The following is a 16,384-nucleotide window of genomic DNA, read 5'->3' as shown; positions in this document are numbered from 1 at the left end:
AAACAGCTGCCTGGTCGCGTGATGTCAACACCATCCAGCGCGGGGTTGACTGGCAGATGAAGGTCGACGACGCACGCTGTAAGCTCGCGTCTGTCTACCCTAAAATTAAGTCTTGACGCTGCACTAGCCGCCCTGGGGCAGCAGCATTTAGCTTAAATCTCGGTAGTGCCGTAGAGCTCAGGCACCTCCCGGGCGGGGGGCAGCGATTTGGCATCACGGGTCTCGATGTAGCCGGTGTAGTAGGCCCCTGGCTCTATTTCTAGAGCACCAGCTACTACGTCGCCCTCCAGGCGGGCCGTGCGGCTGAGCGTCAGTTTGCCTTCGGCATAGACCCGCGCCTTCAGCACTCCCTGCACCACAATATTCTGGGCCCTGACCTCCGGCCCTTCGATCAATCCTGTGGAGGAAATCTCAAGATCGCCTTTGATGTCTACGGTGCCGTGGATAACGCCGTCTACCCGCAGCATTCCCTCGGCGTGGAGCACCCCCTCAAACTCGGTTTTTTGACTCAAATAGGTCAATAGCGGAGCCGACTTACGCTTGAACATCAAATTGCCCTCATAACTCCAGAGAACAGCACTCCAACCATGGTCTGAGCCAGATTGACCCTACGGCAGCCCCACCGCCAAGCTGACGGCTCAGCCGTATAACTAGATTCTATATGTAACTAAATCTTAAAAGACAATAGCTGCCGCGCGTCCAACAATCCACTAGCTGGACGGAATTTTCTCATCTTGAGGAGGATACGCACTCCGGTTTGCCCTAGCTAAGCTTTAAATCAAAAGAAACTTGGAAGAAACGCTCTTTATTCAAAAAGGACAGGGATCAATATAAACAGACGATAAAACTGATTAAATTGATCCCCCTTCCTCTTCTTTTTTTCGCTTCGACAGCTTAAAGACATTGTTTTAGCTCCAGCAAATGAGAGCGGGAGATTCTACTCCTCGCGATCGCACCGAGTCCGACAGCGCACCTGGCCTGTGCTGTCGTATTGCCATCTCCCCCATAACAAACCCCAAAGGAAACCTACCATGACCGCTACTGACGTCCGCCTCCAGTTTGAGCAAACCGTTCAAGCGTTTGAATCCGTTGATGTAGACTGCAAAATTGCCGTGCTCTGGCAGACCTACGATACCTTGGGCCAGGCCTTTGCGGCCATTGCTCCCGTGGCGCTCTTCTCTCAGGCAGTGCAGCAGCTGCTCAGCCAGATTCAACAGCTCAATCGCGACGACCAGGCCGCTATCTTGCGCGATATTCTCTCTGGAGCCGATACCCGTTTTACCCACGCCTACCAGGCGCTCAACATCAACATGAAGCTGGCCTTCTGGCACCGGCTGTTTCACCTGATGCCAGCTAGCCGTCTGCCGCTGGCCACCTGCCAGGATGGCTCGGCTAGAACTCAGGCGCTGCTAACCCGTCTTAACACTATGGGGCTGAATGAGCGGCTTCACTTCCTACGCCAAGTTGTCGACTAGGCGAGCCCCGCAGGTTTAGATCCAGGTGCTCTAAAATCCCTTACTGCAGCTAGATGGCGGCTTTCGTGGGTTTGAGAGCCGTTTACTCCGCGCTGGGCATGGGCTGATAGGGGGCCGAGGCTTGGGCAATGCCCGGAATCAGGGGTTGGCGGTAAAGTGAAATCCATAGGCCTTCACAGGGCTATTCTTTATGCCGTCAACCTACGCCCAGTTTCCATGCCCAGCATTGATGTCGACCAGCTCAGCAAACGCTACCCCGTAGCTGTCAAAGAATCGGGGTTAGGAGGCACCCTGCGGCACTTTTTGCGCCGTCAGTACCGCATGGTAGAAGCGGTGCAGGAAATATCGTTTCATATTGAGCCAGGGGAAATCGTGGGGTTTTTGGGGCCAAACGGGGCCGGCAAGACCACCACGCTCAAGATGCTGACCGGGCTCATTCACCCCTCCGCCGGTACGGTGCGGGTGGGTGATCAGATACCTTTTCAGCGCCGGGCCGAATTTTTACAGGATATTACCCTGGTGATGGGGCAAAAACAGCAGCTGCTGTGGGATTTACCGGCCCTCGACTCGCTGCGCATCAATGCCGCTATCTACGGTCTCTCCGATAAAGAATTTCGCTACCGGGTAGATGAGCTGACCGAGATGCTCGCTCTTCAGGGCAAGCTCAACCAGCCGGTGCGCAAGCTCTCTCTAGGCGAACGTATGAAGGCTGAAATGATGGCGGCTCTACTGCACCGTCCCCAGGTGCTCTTTCTAGACGAACCTACCCTGGGTCTAGACGTTAACGCCCAGGTAGCCGTGCGCGAATTTTTGCGCGACTACAACCGTCGCTACCAGGCCACTATTTTACTGACCAGTCACTACATGGCCGACATCACTGCCCTGTGTCGGCGGGTGCTGCTGATCTACCAGGGGCGGTTGATCTACGACGGCAGCCTGGAGGGGCTGCTCGATCGCTTTGCCCCCTACCGAGAAGTGACTGTAGATCTGGCCAGCCACTGTGATGCTGCCACCCTCAGCCGCTACGGCGAACTGGAGTCGCTGGAAGGCTGCACCGCCCGGCTGATTGTGCGCCGCGAAGCGCTAACTCAAACGGTGAGCCAGCTGCTGGGAGAGCTGGACGTGCAGGATTTGACCGTCAGCGATCCGCCCGTGGAGGAGGTGATTGGGCGGGTGTTTGCGGCGGGGGCGGTGAGTGGGTGAGTGGGTGGATGGGTGAGTGAGTAGGCGGGTGAGAAAGATGAGGGGATGGGGAAGGTAAGGGAGTGAGGTAACCATGTGCATTAGAGTGCATATCGCTAAGGCGAGGCTGCGCCCACGCGCAGCAACCCACCGCGAGGAAGGCCATCCCAAGTAGGGTGGGCACTGCCCACCAGCGTGTAGGCAACGTCTTCGGACAGGCTCTAAACTCGGAGGCCGAAGTAGGTGAGAACAAGGTCTTCGGTGCCGGTGTTGGCGACTTCGTGGTGTTCGCCGGGTTCTACCGCAATGCAGGTACCTGGGGTCAGGAGGTAGGGCTGGCCATCGACGGTGATAGTGCCCTGGCCCGATTCGACAAAGAAGACCTCCGCCATATCGCTGTGGCTGTGGCCGTTGGCAATCTGGCCGGGGGCAAAGCGGGCCTGAGAAAAATTGGTCAGGTGGGGCAAATCGTGCGATCGCAGCAGCACCCGCTTTTTAATCGCCGGGTTGTGGGAGACCGCCTCTTCGGGCACCTGATTTAGGCCAGTAATCTTCATGCTAGAACAGCTCGCACTGGCCGTGGTGGCGCAGCAGGTGGTCGCACAGCACCAGGGCCACCATCGCCTCGACCATGGGCACGGCGCGGGGCAGCACGCAGGGGTCGTGACGGCCTCGCGCCTCTAGCACGGTGGCTTCGCCCGTATTGGTGACGGTGTTTTGGGCTTTGCGAATGGTGGCGGTGGGCTTAAAGGCGACGCGAATGATGATGTTTTCGCCGTTGGTGATGCCGCCCTGGGTGCCGCCGGAGCGGTTGGTGCGGGTGCGCAGGGTGCCGGTTTCGTCGGTGTAAAACTCGTCGTTGTGCTGGCTGCCGGTGAGCAGGGTACCGGCAAAGCCGGAGCCAATTTCAAAGCCCTTGCTGGCGGGTAGAGACATAACGCCCTTAGCCAGGTCGGCCTCCAGCTTGTCGAATACGGGAGACCCCAGGCCAACGCGAACGCCTCGGGCCACGCATTCCACCACGCCGCCGATGGAGTCGCCCTGGTCACGGATGGCTTCGATGCGGTCGATCATGCGCTGGGCGGCCTCGGGATCGGGGCAGCGCACCATGTTGCTTTCGACCTGCTCCAGGGTGACGGTGGCTGGGTCAACGGTGCCTTCCAGGTCTTGAATGCGCTTGACGTAGCCGATGATCTCGGTGCCTGTGACCTGCTGAAGAATCTTTTTGGCGATCGCCCCCGCCGCCACCCGGCCAATCGTTTCTCTGGCCGACGATCGCCCGCCGCCCTGGTAGTTGCGCAGGCCGTATTTGGCGTCGTAGGTGGCATCGGCGTGGGAGGGCCGATAGGTCGTCACCATCTCGCTGTAGTCTTGCGGGCGAGTGTTCTCGTTGCGCACCAGAATGGAGATGGGCGTGCCCAGGGTTTGGCCCTCAAACACGCCGGAGAGAATTTCGCAGCGATCGCTCTCTTTGCGGGGGGTGGTAATTTTGCTCTGCCCAGGGCGACGGCGGTCTAGCTCGGCCTGAATCTCTGCGGCGGAAATAGCCAGACGCGGGGGGCAGCCGTCTATCACCACCCCGACTCCACCGCCGTGGGATTCGCCAAAGGTGGTAATGCGAAATAAATGCCCAAAGGTGTTGCCCATAGGTTCGGTAATGCTAGCGCTGGTGCAGGTTGTTTTACCGATCCTACTATGCCAGGTTCAGGTCGGGAGCCGGAGGCTTCCCACCGGCAAAACTCCACTTCTGGGTTTGGATTGGGTTTATTTGGGTTTCTCAAGCTTCAAATAGTAGCGAGGATTCACGGCCTGACCGTTGCGGTAGATGCTGTAGTGCAGGTGCGGGCCTGAGGAACGCCCCGTACTGCCCAGGTAGCCCACAACATCGCCCCGCCGAACGCGATCGCCAATTTTGACCTCGATCTTGGACATATGGGCGTAGAGGGTTTCGTAGTTGTAGCCGTGGTCAATTCTGACGTGGTTGCCGTAGCCGCCGTTGTAGTCGGCTCTGACCACGACGCCCTCGGCGGTGGCCAAGATGGGTTTGCCCACCGGACCAGAAAAATCGAGCCCCTCGTGCATTTCATAGCTGCGAGCGCCAAAGGGGTTGGGGCGCAGGCCAAACTCCGACGACACCTTGGCCGTGCCAGCGATGGGCTTGCCGCTGGGGAAAGCGGCGGCCTGCTCGGCCTCAGACTCCAGGGTTTGCTCCAGGGCGGGCTTAACGGCGATCGCGAGCATTTGCTCTAGACCCGGCAGCTGCTGACGAGCCTCGTCAAACATCATTTCGGCAGGGGCCACCTCAGCCACACCTCCCCGCGGCGGCATCTTCTCATCGTCGGGGAGACGAGTGTTCTCCAACCGTTCGTCGGGCAGCCCGGCCCGGGTTTTGAGCACCTCAATTTCGTTACCGATGGCGTTTAGCTCGGTGAGCACTTCGCTGGCGGTTTCCGATAAATTTTGGTTGCGCTGGGCCAGCTGCACGTTTTGGTAGAGCAGCAGGCTAATCCAGGCGATCGGCAGCCCCACCAGCAAACCCAAGCCCACCAGCAGCGGCACCGGGCGCAGTTTTAGCACAACCGGAGCCCTGCCGGTTGCCGTAATCAGCACGGTATAGGGGTTGATGGAAAAACGGGCCATATGCGGAATTCGATAGTGGAGAAACGGCAGTCAACGTTAACCCTCAGACCAAAACGGATTATACGGGGATCAGCGCGTTTGCACAATTTCGCGACTGTTTGTACCACAGAGCGAAGGCCGAACTGGAGTGTAATTGTGGTCATGAACAGCTCAGCAATAGGCCCAGAAAATCGGTCAATTCTGCCTGTGTAAAGAATCCGTTACAATATTAAAAGCCGCTTTATACAGAGACTCTGCCCATGGATGTGACCTGGCTCGACAGTAATTCTTGGCTGCTAACGTTGGGTGGGCAGCGCATTTTAGTAGACCCCTGGCTAGTGGGTGAACTGGTGTTTGGGCAGCAGAGCTGGCTGTTTAAAGGTGAGCACCCCCAATCCCGTCCTCTGCCTGAGGCGATCGACTTAATTTTGCTCAGCCAGGGGATCGAAGACCACGCCCATCCGCCGACCCTGGCGGCGCTCGATCGCTCCATTCCTGTAGTCGGTTCTCCTAGCGCGGCCAAGGTGGCCGAAAAGCTGGGCTACAGCCAGGTCACCGCCCTGGGCCACGGCGAAACGTTTGCCCTAGGCGAGGTGACAATTAAAGCCGTGCCTGGTACGCCCATGGGGCCTCTGCTGGTCGAAAATGGCTACATCCTGCGCGATCGGAGCACCAGCACCTCGGTATTCTATGAGCCCCACGGCTTTCATCGGGCCGAACTCAAGCAGGAAGGCCCGGTGGATGTTCTGATTACCCCCGTGGTCGATCTGGCGCTGCCGCTGGTTGGTCCCATTATTCGAGGCCAAAAAGGGGCGCTAGAACTGGTGGAGTGGCTGCAGCCTCAGGTAGTGCTGCCCACTGCCGATGCTGGTGCCGTGACCTACAGCGGCGTGCTGCTCAACTGGCTCAAAGTAGTTGGCAACCCTCAGTCGCTACAGACTGCGATCGCCCAAAAAGGCCTAACGACCCAGGTGCTTAGTCCAGCAGTAGGGCAAGCGATCGCTCTCAATCTGGCTCCTCGGCAGCCGGCTGCGGCCTAAACCCAGCTTATCTCGCTGGGTTTAGCTCCCTAGACCTATCTCCTTGTCGCGATTGGGGATCGCTGGGGGTACCCAGTTAGCGCCCTCATCAGGTAACCTTCTTTTAAGGTTAGTCAATTTTTAAGAAGGGATTTTAGCAATGCCTTACACCACTGAAGAGGGCGGTCGCCTAAACAACTTTGCCAACGAGCCAAAGATGTACGAGGCTGAGCCACCAACCGCGTCTCAAAAGCGTAACTACGTTATTTTAGGTGGTCTAGGGCTGGCGCTGATCGCTGGGCTGATGGTGGTAGCGGTGTCGGTGTCCTAATCGCAATTAAAAACCTGGGTGCTGCCCAGGGCTAAAGCGGGTGACCTGAATTGGTTTAGGCTGATTCAGGTCACTTTGCTGTGCTGCTCTCAGTTGGCCCTGGCTGAGCCAGGGTAAAGTAGGCAGAGTAGGGTTTTTTAGGTGATATGGCAGACTGGCCCCAGTGGCTTGAGGGTGCGACGGGCAGCGGCAAGACCGCCTGGCTACTCGACCAACTTGCGGCGGCATCTGTAACTGGCAGCGACCTTAGACCACCCCTGGAACTGGGCCAGAGCTTTTTGGTTTTTGCCGCCAATGGCGACAATCGCCTGCGGCTGGCGGCCCGGCTGGCCGATGTGGCTCCCGAGGTCGCCGTGGTCACCACCACCCCCAACGGATTCATTCAGGATGAAGTAACCCTGTTTTGGCCGCTGCTGGTCAATAGTCTGGGGCTACTGCCGCAGTTTCCGCTGCGGTTGCGCCCCGAAAACGAGCAGGAGCTGACCACCGGGCTGTGGCAGGAGAAATTGATCGACGGCACCATGACCGTTGAGGGCTGGCGCGAGGCCCAAACGGTGCGGCGATCGCTCGATTTTCTACAAATGGCGGCGGCGGCAGGCATTCCCGCCGACGATCTGCCGGTGCTGCTGCCGGAGGGCATTCCCTCGGGCTATGCCCCAGAGACTGTATGGCGGGCCATCGGTGAGGCCGTTTTAGACTGGCGCGACTGGTGCCTGGCGCGCAGCCTGCTCACCTACGGCGTGATGACCGAACTGTACTGGCGGCATCTGCTGCCCCACCCGCTCTACCAGGAGAAGCTGCTGGCCCGCTACGGCGGCGTTTTTGTCGATGACCTGGATGAGTACCCTGGGATCACCGCCCGGTGGCTACAGGTATTTATCGATCGGGCTCGACCCGTGGCGCTGACCTGGAACCGCTACGGCAAAGGCCGACTGGGCATGGGGGCCAACCCCGACAGCCTGGAGCAGCTCCTCAAGCCGCAGTGTCAGGTGATCGAGCGGCCCGAGCCCGCCGCCGACTCCCTGGGCTATCGCTGGGGCGACCAGGTGGTGCGGTGGGTGATGGACCCAATGACGCTGCCGGAACCCCTGGCCTGTTTTCAAACCCTGCAAACAGTGTCGCGGGGCGAGCTGCTGCGGCAGACGGCAGAGCGGGTGGTCGAGGTGGTCAGGACCGGGCAGGCGGCCCCCCACGAGGTGGCGATTATTGGGCCGGGGCTAGATGCGATCGCCCGCTACACCCTGGCTGAAATTTTGACCAACCGCGGGCTGCCCGTGGCCTCGCTCAATGACCAGCGCCCGGTGATTCACTCGCCGCTGGTGCGGGCTCTACTCACGCTGCTGAGCTTTGTTTACCCAGGGCTGGGGCGGCTGGCCGACGCAGAAACCGTGGCTGAAATGCTGCTGGTGCTCAGCCAAATTCCCCAGGCCCCAGAGGTTGGCCCCTGGTTTGAGTCGGTTCAAATTGACCCAGTGCGGGCCGAACTGCTGGTCGATCACTGCTTTGAGCCCAGCCTAGAGCAGCCTGAACTGCTGCCCATCGAGCGCTTCGATCGCTGGGATCGGCTCGGCTACAAAGCCACCGAAGCCTACAATCGCCTGCGCCAGTGGATTGCGCAGCAGCGCCAGCAGCGCCAGCGCCGCCTCACCCTGGGTGTGGTCAGCGTGCTGGACCGCGCCATTCAAACCTTTTACTGGGGCGGTAGCCACCTGCCCCCCGACCAGCTGTCTGCCCTGCGGGAACTGATGGAAACCGCCCAGCAGTACTGGGCGATCGAAGATCGGCTGCGCCAGATTCCGCCAGCGCTCGGAACAACCCCGGCCCACCTGCTCAAACCGGCCCTGGAACGGTTCATTTTGCTGCTGCGTCAGGGCACCGTCACCGCCGACCCCTACCCGGTGGAGTCAGCTGACCCCAGCCAGCGGGTGATTACGATCGCCACCGTGTACCAGTACCGGCTGCAGCGCCTGCGCCACCGCTGGCACTTTTGGATTGACGCTGGATCGCCCCGCTGGCTGGGTGGCACCGAGGATTTGCTGTTTGGCTACCCTATATTTTTGAGCACCTACCGGGGGCGGCCCTGGCGTACCGAAGACCTGGAGGAGCTGCACCGCGATCGCCCTGAGCGAATTCTACGCGATTTGCTCGGTCGGGTTACCGAGCGGGTGGTGCTGTGCCACAGCGATTTAGCCGTCAGCGGTCAGGAGCAAATTGGCCCGCTGCTCACCCTGGTCAACGCCAACCTTGAGGAGTGACCATCCAAAACAAACAAAACAAAGGGGACACCGATAACGGCATCCCCTGACTGTGGCTTTGATTGGAGGCTCTAAGCAAAATCTTCCTTAACGAGATTAAGACAAGACCAGTAACCGCTGCGGCGGTAGCCCCCAGAAACCCCCATTCAGCCTATCTAAAGGCAGCTTAGCGGTAGCGCTTCTTGCGCCGGGCGACGGCCTTGCGCTTGCGCTTTTCCTGGGGCGTCTCGAAGTGGCGACGACGCTTAACTTCTGAAAAAATCCCTGCCTTAGAGACCTGCCGCTTAAAGCGGCGCAGGGCCGATTCAATGCCCTCGTTTTCACCTACAACGACTTGAGTCATACGAAATTGCTTCTTTACTCCTTGGGTATGAACTAGTGACCAATCAACTGGCAGGCCGCTGGGCCTACAAAAATTGGGTTGGGTTGCCCTGGAACGCTTGAGCCACCTCCCATTGTTCCAGGCAAAGTCGTTAAGGCTGCATAGCAGCACAGTCATTAAAAAACTGCCAGCATACGAATATACAGACAGCAAAGCTTGGGCATAACTGCCCATTGATTAGCTATACCTTAGCACAAATTTCGCTTGCTAACCGCCCCCTGGCTAGACGCACTGCCGATTGGCAGTAGAGCCAAAAGGTGTGATATCGCAGCAGCCAAGATAGTTAGGACACTTTAACCGGCAGAGTTCTCTGCCCAGGGCATGGCCGTGCAATGCCCCCACGCTGAACCTGGCCTAGCCCAGCAGCCATCTGCGACACCAGTGCCTAAGCGGTATAGGTTCTGGGTCTGGGAAAGGGCAGATTTCCGGTGCAGAGAGCTTTCCCCAGGCGCTGTTCGCAGAAGGATTTCTCATCGGGAGCCAATTCGTCGTAGCTGATGTCTCGGCGCAGCACAACGCCGTTATGTCCGGCTAAAAATCGAGGTAGTTCCTCGTATTCAATGGTGCGCAGGGTTTGCATGTCGTAGGTCGTGTAGGTAGTCAGGTCGGGATCGCTGAAGTCAACGTCGATGACCGTGATCACTTTCCAGGGGGGCAGTTGGCTGTCGATGAGCGGGCGGGGGCCAGCGCCCAAAATGCCCGTGTGCAGCAGCTGTAGCTGCCCCCGGTGGCCGGGGTAGTAGGCGTGGTGGTGCCCGCTGATGTAGGTGTGGACGTTGTAGCGCTCTAGCATGGTGCGCAGCTGGTCGGCGTTCGCCATTACTTCGCCCGGTTCGTCGCGCCCTACCGCCACCGCATAGAGGGGTAAATGGCTGAGCAAAATACGAGCCTTAGCCTGCTGAGCTACGTCGCTGGCCAGTGCCTGCTCGACCCAGGCCAGCTTGTCTGCGGGGATCTGGCTCGATGAGCCATCCCAGGCCATAAAGAAGATGCCCTGCTGCTCAAAGGTGTAGAAATAGGGAAAGTCGGTGCGATCGATAAACGTTACCCCAGGGCTGTGGGCCGGGTCTTGCCAGTAGGCCGAGGCCAGGTCGCGCTCCTGCTGAAACAAAAACTGATCGTGAACGCCCCGAGCGCTGGAGGCGTCGTGGTTGCCGATGGTAAAGCCAAAGGGCAGGTTTTGCTGGCGCAGGGGGGCGGCGACATGGTCGTCAAAGGCCCGCCACATGGCGGTAATTTGCTCGGGCGTGAGGGCCGGGTTTTGCCCGGCTACCATATCGCCGCTGCACACCACCAAGTCGGGTTGCCAGTAGGGCAGCAGAGCGATCGCCTTATCGACTTCGGGGTCATAATCGGTAGAGCCGTAGGCGCTGTTGAGATCGCTGATTGCCACCAGCCGCACGTCTTTGCGGGGTGGGTTGACCATGCCGCCTGGGGCACTGGCGATCCACTCCTGGGCGACGGCAGAGAGTTCGGGGGCGGCAGGAGATGACTCTGCCGCTACAGGCGCACCCTCGCGGGCTTGCTCGGGGGAAATCTCCTCCGCTGCAGCATCGGGCGGCGTTGACCCCGCTGGCTCAGACAGCAGCACCCGCTGGGAGCAGGCGATACAGATGCTGAGCACCAACCCCAGTCCCAGCCCCGTTAGAAACCGTCGATAACCCATGACACCTTACTGGCCGAACCACAGGCATAAACTTACCCCATCCGTCTCTTGTTTGCGCAGGGGGATGGGAGAGTTTTTGGGGTGTTTCGATTGCCAGCCTCGGTCGCTGGTACGTGAGGCGTGATGGTCAAGACCGGGCCAGAGGGGCATCGCTTCAAGGATTAACCTAGGCTTACTTTCCCCCTGCCACATCGATAAACGAACCCGTTGTGTAAGCAGACTCGGCTGACAGCAGCCACAAAATCGCCTGGGCCACCTCGATCGCCTGGCCGCCCCGCCCCAGCGGCACCGAAGCCTTAACCCGCTCCACCCGGTTGGGCTCGCCACCGCTGGCGTGAATATCGGTGTAGATAAACCCTGGCCGCACCGCATTGACGCGAATGCCCTCGGCGGCCACTTCCTTGGCTAGCCCAATGGTCAGGGTGTCGATCGCGCCCTTAGCAGCGGCATAGTCAACATATTCTCCGGGAGAACCCAGCCGCGCCGCCACCGATGAAACGTTCACGATCGCGCCCCCATCTCCGCCCCGCTGGGTTGACATGCGGCGAATGGCTTCACGCGCGCACAAAAAGCTGCCGGTCACGTTGGCGGCCAAAACGCGGCTGAGCCGGGCGGCATCAATATCTTCGACCCGCCGCTGCTGCTCTAGAATACCGGCGTTGTTAACCAGCGCCGTCACCCGACCCAGTTGCTCATCCACTGTTTCAAACAGGCGCACCACATCGCTCTCAACGGCCACATCGGCGGCCACCGCGATGGCCCGTCCGCCCGCCTGGGCAATAGCCTCGACAACAGCGCTGGCCGCCGCCTGGTTCTGCCGATAGTTGACGCATACCGCGTACCCTCGCTCTGCCGCCAGCTGAGCCGTCGCGGCTCCAATGCCCCGGCTGCCGCCAGTTACAATCAAGACCTGTTTCATTGTTTTTGCTGCGTTATTAGAGAGTTAAAAACCTTTGATGGTGTATACGTCTAGGAATGTTTTTCTTGCCTTACAGAAGGAGGAATACTTTAAGCCTGGGTGAATCGAAATCGAGAGCTTTTGAATTTTTTCTAAATTCCTAACCCACGGCACCCTCTTTAGAGGGGAATTGTATGTCTTGTGTTAGGCTTCAGGGACTTTGTCGAGTTCTTCAAAAACATCTTTGGCAACCATTAATGCATTGACCGCCGCAGGAAAACCAGCATAGACGGCCATTTGCATGATCACTTCAACAATTTCTTCTCTAGTGCAGCCTACATTTAGACTGCCCTGAATATGCGCCCTGAGTTCGGTGGGGGCATTGCCGAGGGTAACCAGGGATGCGATCGTGGCGATTTGTCGCTCTTTAGGTGACAGCCCTGGCCGCGAGTAGATGTCGCCGTAGGGAAATTCGATAATCAGGCGGGCAAAGTCAGGGGCAACATCCCCCAGCGCGGTCATAACGCCTTCGCCAATATGGCCGTGAATTCGGGCTAGAGCCTCTTGTCCGCGCTGGTATCGAGTCGAGTCCATAGAGCGATCAATGATAGAGAACGAAGTCGATTTTATCGCTTTTTCAAACTCAAACTATGGCTTGGGATGAATTTATGAAAAGCGTCTTTATCGCGTAATGCAAGCTCTGCTTTGAAAAAAATATTGGGCTAAAGAGCGGCGATCGCCCCAGCATTTTAGAAAGCCCAGACGGCTCAATTTTCTATACAATGTAAAAGTTCTACCCGCCGCATAGCTACCCTCGCTCAATCCGCCTTAAGAAGAGCGCTATGCTAAGGCCCTAGCCTGTAGCTGCCCCATGAGTCAAACCTACAAAACCATCGGCATCAATCTCAAGGCCATACCTCTAGGCGAGAGCGATCGCTTGCTCACCATTCTTACCCCCGATCTGGGGTTGGTGCGGGCGGTGGCACCGGGGGCGCGCAAGCACCAGTCGCGGCTGGGGGGGCGCAGCGGTCTGTTTGTCATCAACGAGTGCCTGGTCGTCAAAGGCAAGCGCCTCGACAAACTCATTCAGGCTGAAACCCAGCGCACCTTTCCGGGGTTGAGCCAGCACCTGGGGCGGCTGACCGCCAGCCAGTACCTGGCGGAGGTGGCCCTGTTGATGGCCCTGAGCGACTGCACCCAGAGCGATTTGTATACTGTATTAGTAGAGCACCTGGAACGGCTCGAAACCGCCGCTCCTGGCTCCTTGCTGGCGGCCCTTTGCCACGGGCTTTATCACCTGCTCGCCCTCGATGGCGTAGCCCCAGAGGTACACCGCTGCACCCTCAGCCGGGCCGACATTGTGCCTAACCTGCTCGACCCCAGCTGGCGAGTTGAGTTTAGCGCCGAAGCGGGAGGGCTGGTGCAGCTTGCTTCTGCCCCCCAGCTGGCAGAGGCATCAGGGCGCTATGGGGCTGGCCAAAAGCGTCCAACGCTGCTAACGGCCACCGATGTCGCCCTGCTGCAGCAGTTGAGTAAGCCTGAAATTGTCTCTACCTTACCCACCGGCCTGGCGTCATCTGGGTCTGGAAAAAGCCAGCAGCTGTGGTCACGAGTCGAGCGGCTTCTGCGAGAATATACTCAAGACTACTTTGAACGCCCTATCCGGTCGGCAGCTCTGGTTGATGTCTGTTTTGCTACCGTTTAAACTGCTGGGTAGTGAGCTGCCCAGTGCCCTGGTTCGTTGGTTAACCTATGCTCCGCGAGTTTGATACTGATACCGATACTGCCGAGGCAAACTATTTGCCTCAGACTGAGTCTGACCAGGCTACCCCGGACGTAGACTCTGCCAAAGGCCAGCGGGGGGCGATACCGGGCGTTGAAGACTTGCCGCCCAGCTCCAAAAACGGATTCAGGGCCATATTTCAAAACCGAAACTTTTTAATCCTGTGGACGGGACAGCTCTTTTCTCAGCTGGCCGACAAAGTCTACCTGGTGCTGATGATCGCCATCATCGCGGCTCGGTTCGAAACCCCTGGTCAGACCATCAGCGGCTGGGTGGCGGCGGTAATGATCGCGTTTACTGTACCAGCCGTGCTGTTTGGGGCGCTGGCGGGAGTATTTGTCGATCGCTGGCCCAAGCGTCCGGTGCTGATCTGGTCAAATCTGCTGCGGGGTAGCCTGGTGATGGCGCTGCCCCTGGGCATCTGGCTGACGTTGAGCTGGGGTACCGTACTGGGGCTGCCGGTGGCGTTTTGGCTGCTGCTAATCGTCACGTTTTTGATTTCGACCCTGACTCAGTTCTTTGCTCCGGCGGAGCAGTCGATTATTCCTTTAATTGTGGCTGAGGGCGACCTGCTCTCGGCCAACTCCCTCTACACCACCACCATGATGGCCTCGGTCATCGTTGGCTTTGCGGTGGGCGAACCGCTGCTGGCCCTGGCCGACCGGCTCATGCTGGCCCTGGGCATTGCCAATAACGGCCCGGCTATCTTAGTAGGCCTTAGCTACCTGGTGGCGGGTTTTTGCCTGATGACGATGGCCCCCGGCAAAGAAACCCTCTCTGCCGCCCATGAAGATTTGTCTCAGTTCTGGGCCGACATTAAAGACGGCTTGCGCTACCTGGGCCAGCAGGTGCAGGTGCGGGTAGCGATCATTCAGCTGGTGCTGCTGTCGTCGGTGTTTGCGGCGCTGGCGGTGCTAGCGGTGCGGCTAGCAGAAATGATTCCGGCGATTAAGGCCTCGCAGTTTGGCTTTTTGCTGGCGGCTGGCGGGCTGGGGCTGGGGTTAGGGGCGGTGCTGGTGGGTAAATTTGGCTCTCGCTTTCCCAGGCGCTTTCTCAGCCTGTGGGGCGCGATCGGTATTGCGGTGTGCCTCATTGCCCTGGCCTGGACAACCAATCAGCTGTGGGCCTCAATGGCCATCATTGCCGCCCTTGGCCTGTGTGGTGCCTTTGTGGGTATCCCCATGCAGACTCTAATTCAAGAAAAAACGCCAGAAGCTATGCGGGGCAAGGTGTTTGGCCTGCAAAATAATTTGGTGAACATTGCCCTTAGCCTGCCGTTGGCCCTGGCTAGCGCCGTGGAAGCACGCCTCGGTTTGGCGAATGTTTTTATCGGTATGGGCGCTTTGGTGGGCTTAGGTGGAGTTGTAACCTGGTATATTGCCGATACGGCTATGAGAAAGGTCTAGGTTCCACGCTAGGCACCGTTTTTTTACCTTAGAACGGCTAGCAAATTGGCGCTCCGGCCTGGGCGATAGCTAGAAAACGGCCCCTTGAGGCGATCCGATAATGGATGCCCATCCTGAGTCGGTTCCAGAACGCTGCGCGATCGCGTCGGTGTTCCGCTGGCGCTTGTTTCGGTTGTTTAATGGATATCGCTACACGGCATGCATATCGCGTGGCTAGGCAAAAAATCACCCTTTTGTGGCAACGTTACCTACGGCCGAGAGGTTACTAACGCCCTGCTTGAGCGAGGCTACCGAGTTACCTTTCTGCACTTTGCCCAACCTCAGGAGGGGCACGCTGCCGACCACTTACCCCGCTCAGAAGAGGTACCGCTCCCCTTTCTGTTTAAGTCTCAGATTCTCACGATTCCTTCGCTGAAGTCAGGCAAGCTGCTGGCCGAGGCCCTGGAACGACTCCAGCCTGACCTGGTTCATGCATCGCTGACGCTGTCGCCCCTGGATTTTCGGCTGCCCGAAATTTGCGCCGAGCTGAACATTCCTCTGGTGGCCACCTTTCATCCCGCCTTCGATCGCCGGGTGCGCAGCCTAACTTCGGGTACCCAGCACCTCACCTACCAGCTCTATGCTCCCTGTTTGGCCCACTACGATCGCGTCATCGTCTTCTCTGATCTCCAGCGCGATCTGCTGAGCAAGCTGGGGGTGCCTGCCTCTACCCTGGTGGTGATACCCAATGGGGTCGATACCCATCGCTACTCGCCGGGGCCATCGGCGGTCAAGGCCGATCTCTACGCTCGGCAGCTGTTTGTCTACCAGGGGCGAATCTCGCTAGAAAAAAACGTAGAAGCGCTGCTGCGGGGCTGGCGACAGGCCGACATGGGACCAAACTGCAAGCTGGCGATCGTCGGCAGCGGCCCACTGGAGGCTTCCCTGAAGCGGTTCTACGGCGATGAAAACGATATTATTTGGCTGGGCTACCTGGCCAACGAGCAGCGCCGCATTGATATTCTGCGGGCGGCGGACGGGTTTATTTTGCCGTCTTTAGTCGAAGGGCTGTCGCTGTCGCTGCTGGAGGCGATGGCCTGCGGCACGGCCTGTATCGCCACCGATGCCGGGGCCGATGGCGAGGTGCTGGCCGAAGGGGCGGGCATTGTGCTCGACACGCAGCGGGTGTCGTCGCAGCTGCAAACCATTCTGCCCATTTTGCGCGACCATCCCGAAATCACCCAGCTTTTGGGACACAAGGCCCGCGAGCGAGCGCTGCAGCGCTACACCTTAGACGGCAATATTTCTGCCCTAGAGCGGCTCTACAGTGAGGTGACGGCGGAGCAGCGGTTGATGTGTGGGCAGCGGGCCTGATTGGAAGTGGATAGG

16 protein-coding genes are annotated in these 16,384 nt (G+C 58.8%); 8 read left to right on the top strand and 8 right to left on the bottom strand.

What is annotated here, in order from left to right; all coding sequences use genetic code 11:
• Positions 1–152: 152 nt before the first annotated feature.
• Positions 153–548 (bottom strand): bactofilin family protein, encoded by a 396-nt coding sequence (locus tag ACQ4N7_RS15955; RefSeq protein WP_106867838.1) that lies wholly within the window; start codon positions 546–548, stop codon positions 153–155.
• 483 nt (positions 549–1,031) lie between these two features.
• Here ACQ4N7_RS15955 and ACQ4N7_RS15950 point away from each other — a divergent pair, with 483 nt between their 5' ends.
• Together ACQ4N7_RS15950 and ACQ4N7_RS15945 are read left to right on the top strand one after the other, a co-directional pair.
• On the top strand, positions 1,032–1,475 hold the full coding sequence (locus ACQ4N7_RS15950) for an orange carotenoid protein N-terminal domain-containing protein (RefSeq protein WP_430712493.1): 444 nt from the start codon (positions 1,032–1,034) through the stop codon (positions 1,473–1,475).
• A 216-nt stretch (positions 1,476–1,691) separates the two neighbouring features.
• The gene (locus ACQ4N7_RS15945) at positions 1,692–2,678 is read left to right on the top strand and encodes an ABC transporter ATP-binding protein (protein ID WP_430712492.1); all 987 of its coding nucleotides are present in this window, start codon (positions 1,692–1,694) and stop codon (positions 2,676–2,678) included.
• 200 nt (positions 2,679–2,878) lie between these two features.
• Here ACQ4N7_RS15945 and ACQ4N7_RS15940 read toward each other — a convergent pair whose 3' ends face one another.
• From ACQ4N7_RS15940 to ACQ4N7_RS15930, 3 genes are all read right to left on the bottom strand, one after another.
• Positions 2,879–3,214 carry a cupin domain-containing protein gene (locus tag ACQ4N7_RS15940; RefSeq protein ID WP_430712491.1) on the bottom strand — a complete coding sequence of 112 codons (336 nt, stop codon included), beginning with the start codon at positions 3,212–3,214 and terminating at the stop codon, positions 2,879–2,881.
• A gap of 1 nt (position 3,215) precedes the next feature.
• Entirely contained in the window at positions 3,216–4,304 is a 1,089-nt protein-coding gene (aroC, locus tag ACQ4N7_RS15935) for a chorismate synthase (protein WP_430712490.1), read from the bottom strand.
• A 117-nt stretch (positions 4,305–4,421) separates the two neighbouring features.
• Complete coding sequence (locus ACQ4N7_RS15930; protein WP_430712489.1) at positions 4,422–5,297, bottom strand: M23 family metallopeptidase; 876 nt, start codon at positions 5,295–5,297, stop codon at positions 4,422–4,424.
• 239 nt (positions 5,298–5,536) lie between these two features.
• On the opposite strand from ACQ4N7_RS15930, the gene ACQ4N7_RS15925 reads away from it, so the two are divergent.
• From ACQ4N7_RS15925 to ACQ4N7_RS15915, 3 genes are all read left to right on the top strand, one after another.
• Positions 5,537–6,316, top strand: coding sequence for an MBL fold metallo-hydrolase (locus ACQ4N7_RS15925; protein ID WP_430712488.1), 780 nt, complete (start codon positions 5,537–5,539; stop codon positions 6,314–6,316).
• 139 nt (positions 6,317–6,455) lie between these two features.
• The gene (psb34, locus tag ACQ4N7_RS15920; protein WP_430712487.1) at positions 6,456–6,626 is read left to right on the top strand and encodes a photosystem II assembly protein Psb34; all 171 of its coding nucleotides are present in this window, start codon (positions 6,456–6,458) and stop codon (positions 6,624–6,626) included.
• A gap of 146 nt (positions 6,627–6,772) precedes the next feature.
• Entirely contained in the window at positions 6,773–8,881 is a 2,109-nt protein-coding gene (locus ACQ4N7_RS15915; RefSeq protein WP_430712486.1) for a hypothetical protein, read from the top strand.
• A gap of 166 nt (positions 8,882–9,047) precedes the next feature.
• Here ACQ4N7_RS15915 and rpsU read toward each other — a convergent pair whose 3' ends face one another.
• The 4 genes from rpsU to ACQ4N7_RS15895 all read right to left on the bottom strand — a co-directional run bounded on the left by rpsU (position 9,048) and on the right by ACQ4N7_RS15895 (position 12,421).
• The gene (rpsU, locus tag ACQ4N7_RS15910) at positions 9,048–9,224 is read right to left on the bottom strand and encodes a 30S ribosomal protein S21 (RefSeq protein WP_035985692.1); all 177 of its coding nucleotides are present in this window, start codon (positions 9,222–9,224) and stop codon (positions 9,048–9,050) included.
• Between the two features lie 424 nt (positions 9,225–9,648).
• Positions 9,649–10,929 (bottom strand): metallophosphoesterase family protein, encoded by a 1,281-nt coding sequence (locus tag ACQ4N7_RS15905; protein ID WP_430712485.1) that lies wholly within the window; start codon positions 10,927–10,929, stop codon positions 9,649–9,651.
• Between the two features lie 172 nt (positions 10,930–11,101).
• On the bottom strand, positions 11,102–11,848 hold the full coding sequence (locus ACQ4N7_RS15900) for an SDR family oxidoreductase (protein ID WP_430712484.1): 747 nt from the start codon (positions 11,846–11,848) through the stop codon (positions 11,102–11,104).
• Between the two features lie 183 nt (positions 11,849–12,031).
• Positions 12,032–12,421: a carboxymuconolactone decarboxylase family protein gene (locus ACQ4N7_RS15895; protein WP_430712483.1), complete on the bottom strand. Its 390-nt coding sequence runs from the start codon at positions 12,419–12,421 to the stop codon at positions 12,032–12,034.
• A gap of 277 nt (positions 12,422–12,698) precedes the next feature.
• Here ACQ4N7_RS15895 and recO point away from each other — a divergent pair, with 277 nt between their 5' ends.
• The 3 genes from recO to ACQ4N7_RS15880 all read left to right on the top strand — a co-directional run bounded on the left by recO (position 12,699) and on the right by ACQ4N7_RS15880 (position 16,369).
• Positions 12,699–13,532: a DNA repair protein RecO gene (recO, locus tag ACQ4N7_RS15890; protein ID WP_430712482.1), complete on the top strand. Its 834-nt coding sequence runs from the start codon at positions 12,699–12,701 to the stop codon at positions 13,530–13,532.
• A 47-nt stretch (positions 13,533–13,579) separates the two neighbouring features.
• Complete coding sequence (locus ACQ4N7_RS15885) at positions 13,580–15,016, top strand: MFS transporter (protein ID WP_430712481.1); 1,437 nt, start codon at positions 13,580–13,582, stop codon at positions 15,014–15,016.
• Between the two features lie 198 nt (positions 15,017–15,214).
• Complete coding sequence (locus ACQ4N7_RS15880; protein WP_430712480.1) at positions 15,215–16,369, top strand: glycosyltransferase family 4 protein; 1,155 nt, start codon at positions 15,215–15,217, stop codon at positions 16,367–16,369.
• Positions 16,370–16,384 lie beyond the last annotated feature (15 nt).

The organism is Nodosilinea sp. AN01ver1 (assembly GCF_050565655.1).
GTDB lineage: Bacteria > Cyanobacteriota > Cyanobacteriia > Phormidesmidales > Phormidesmidaceae > Nodosilinea.
This window is presented reverse-complemented; position numbering and strand designations above follow the sequence as displayed.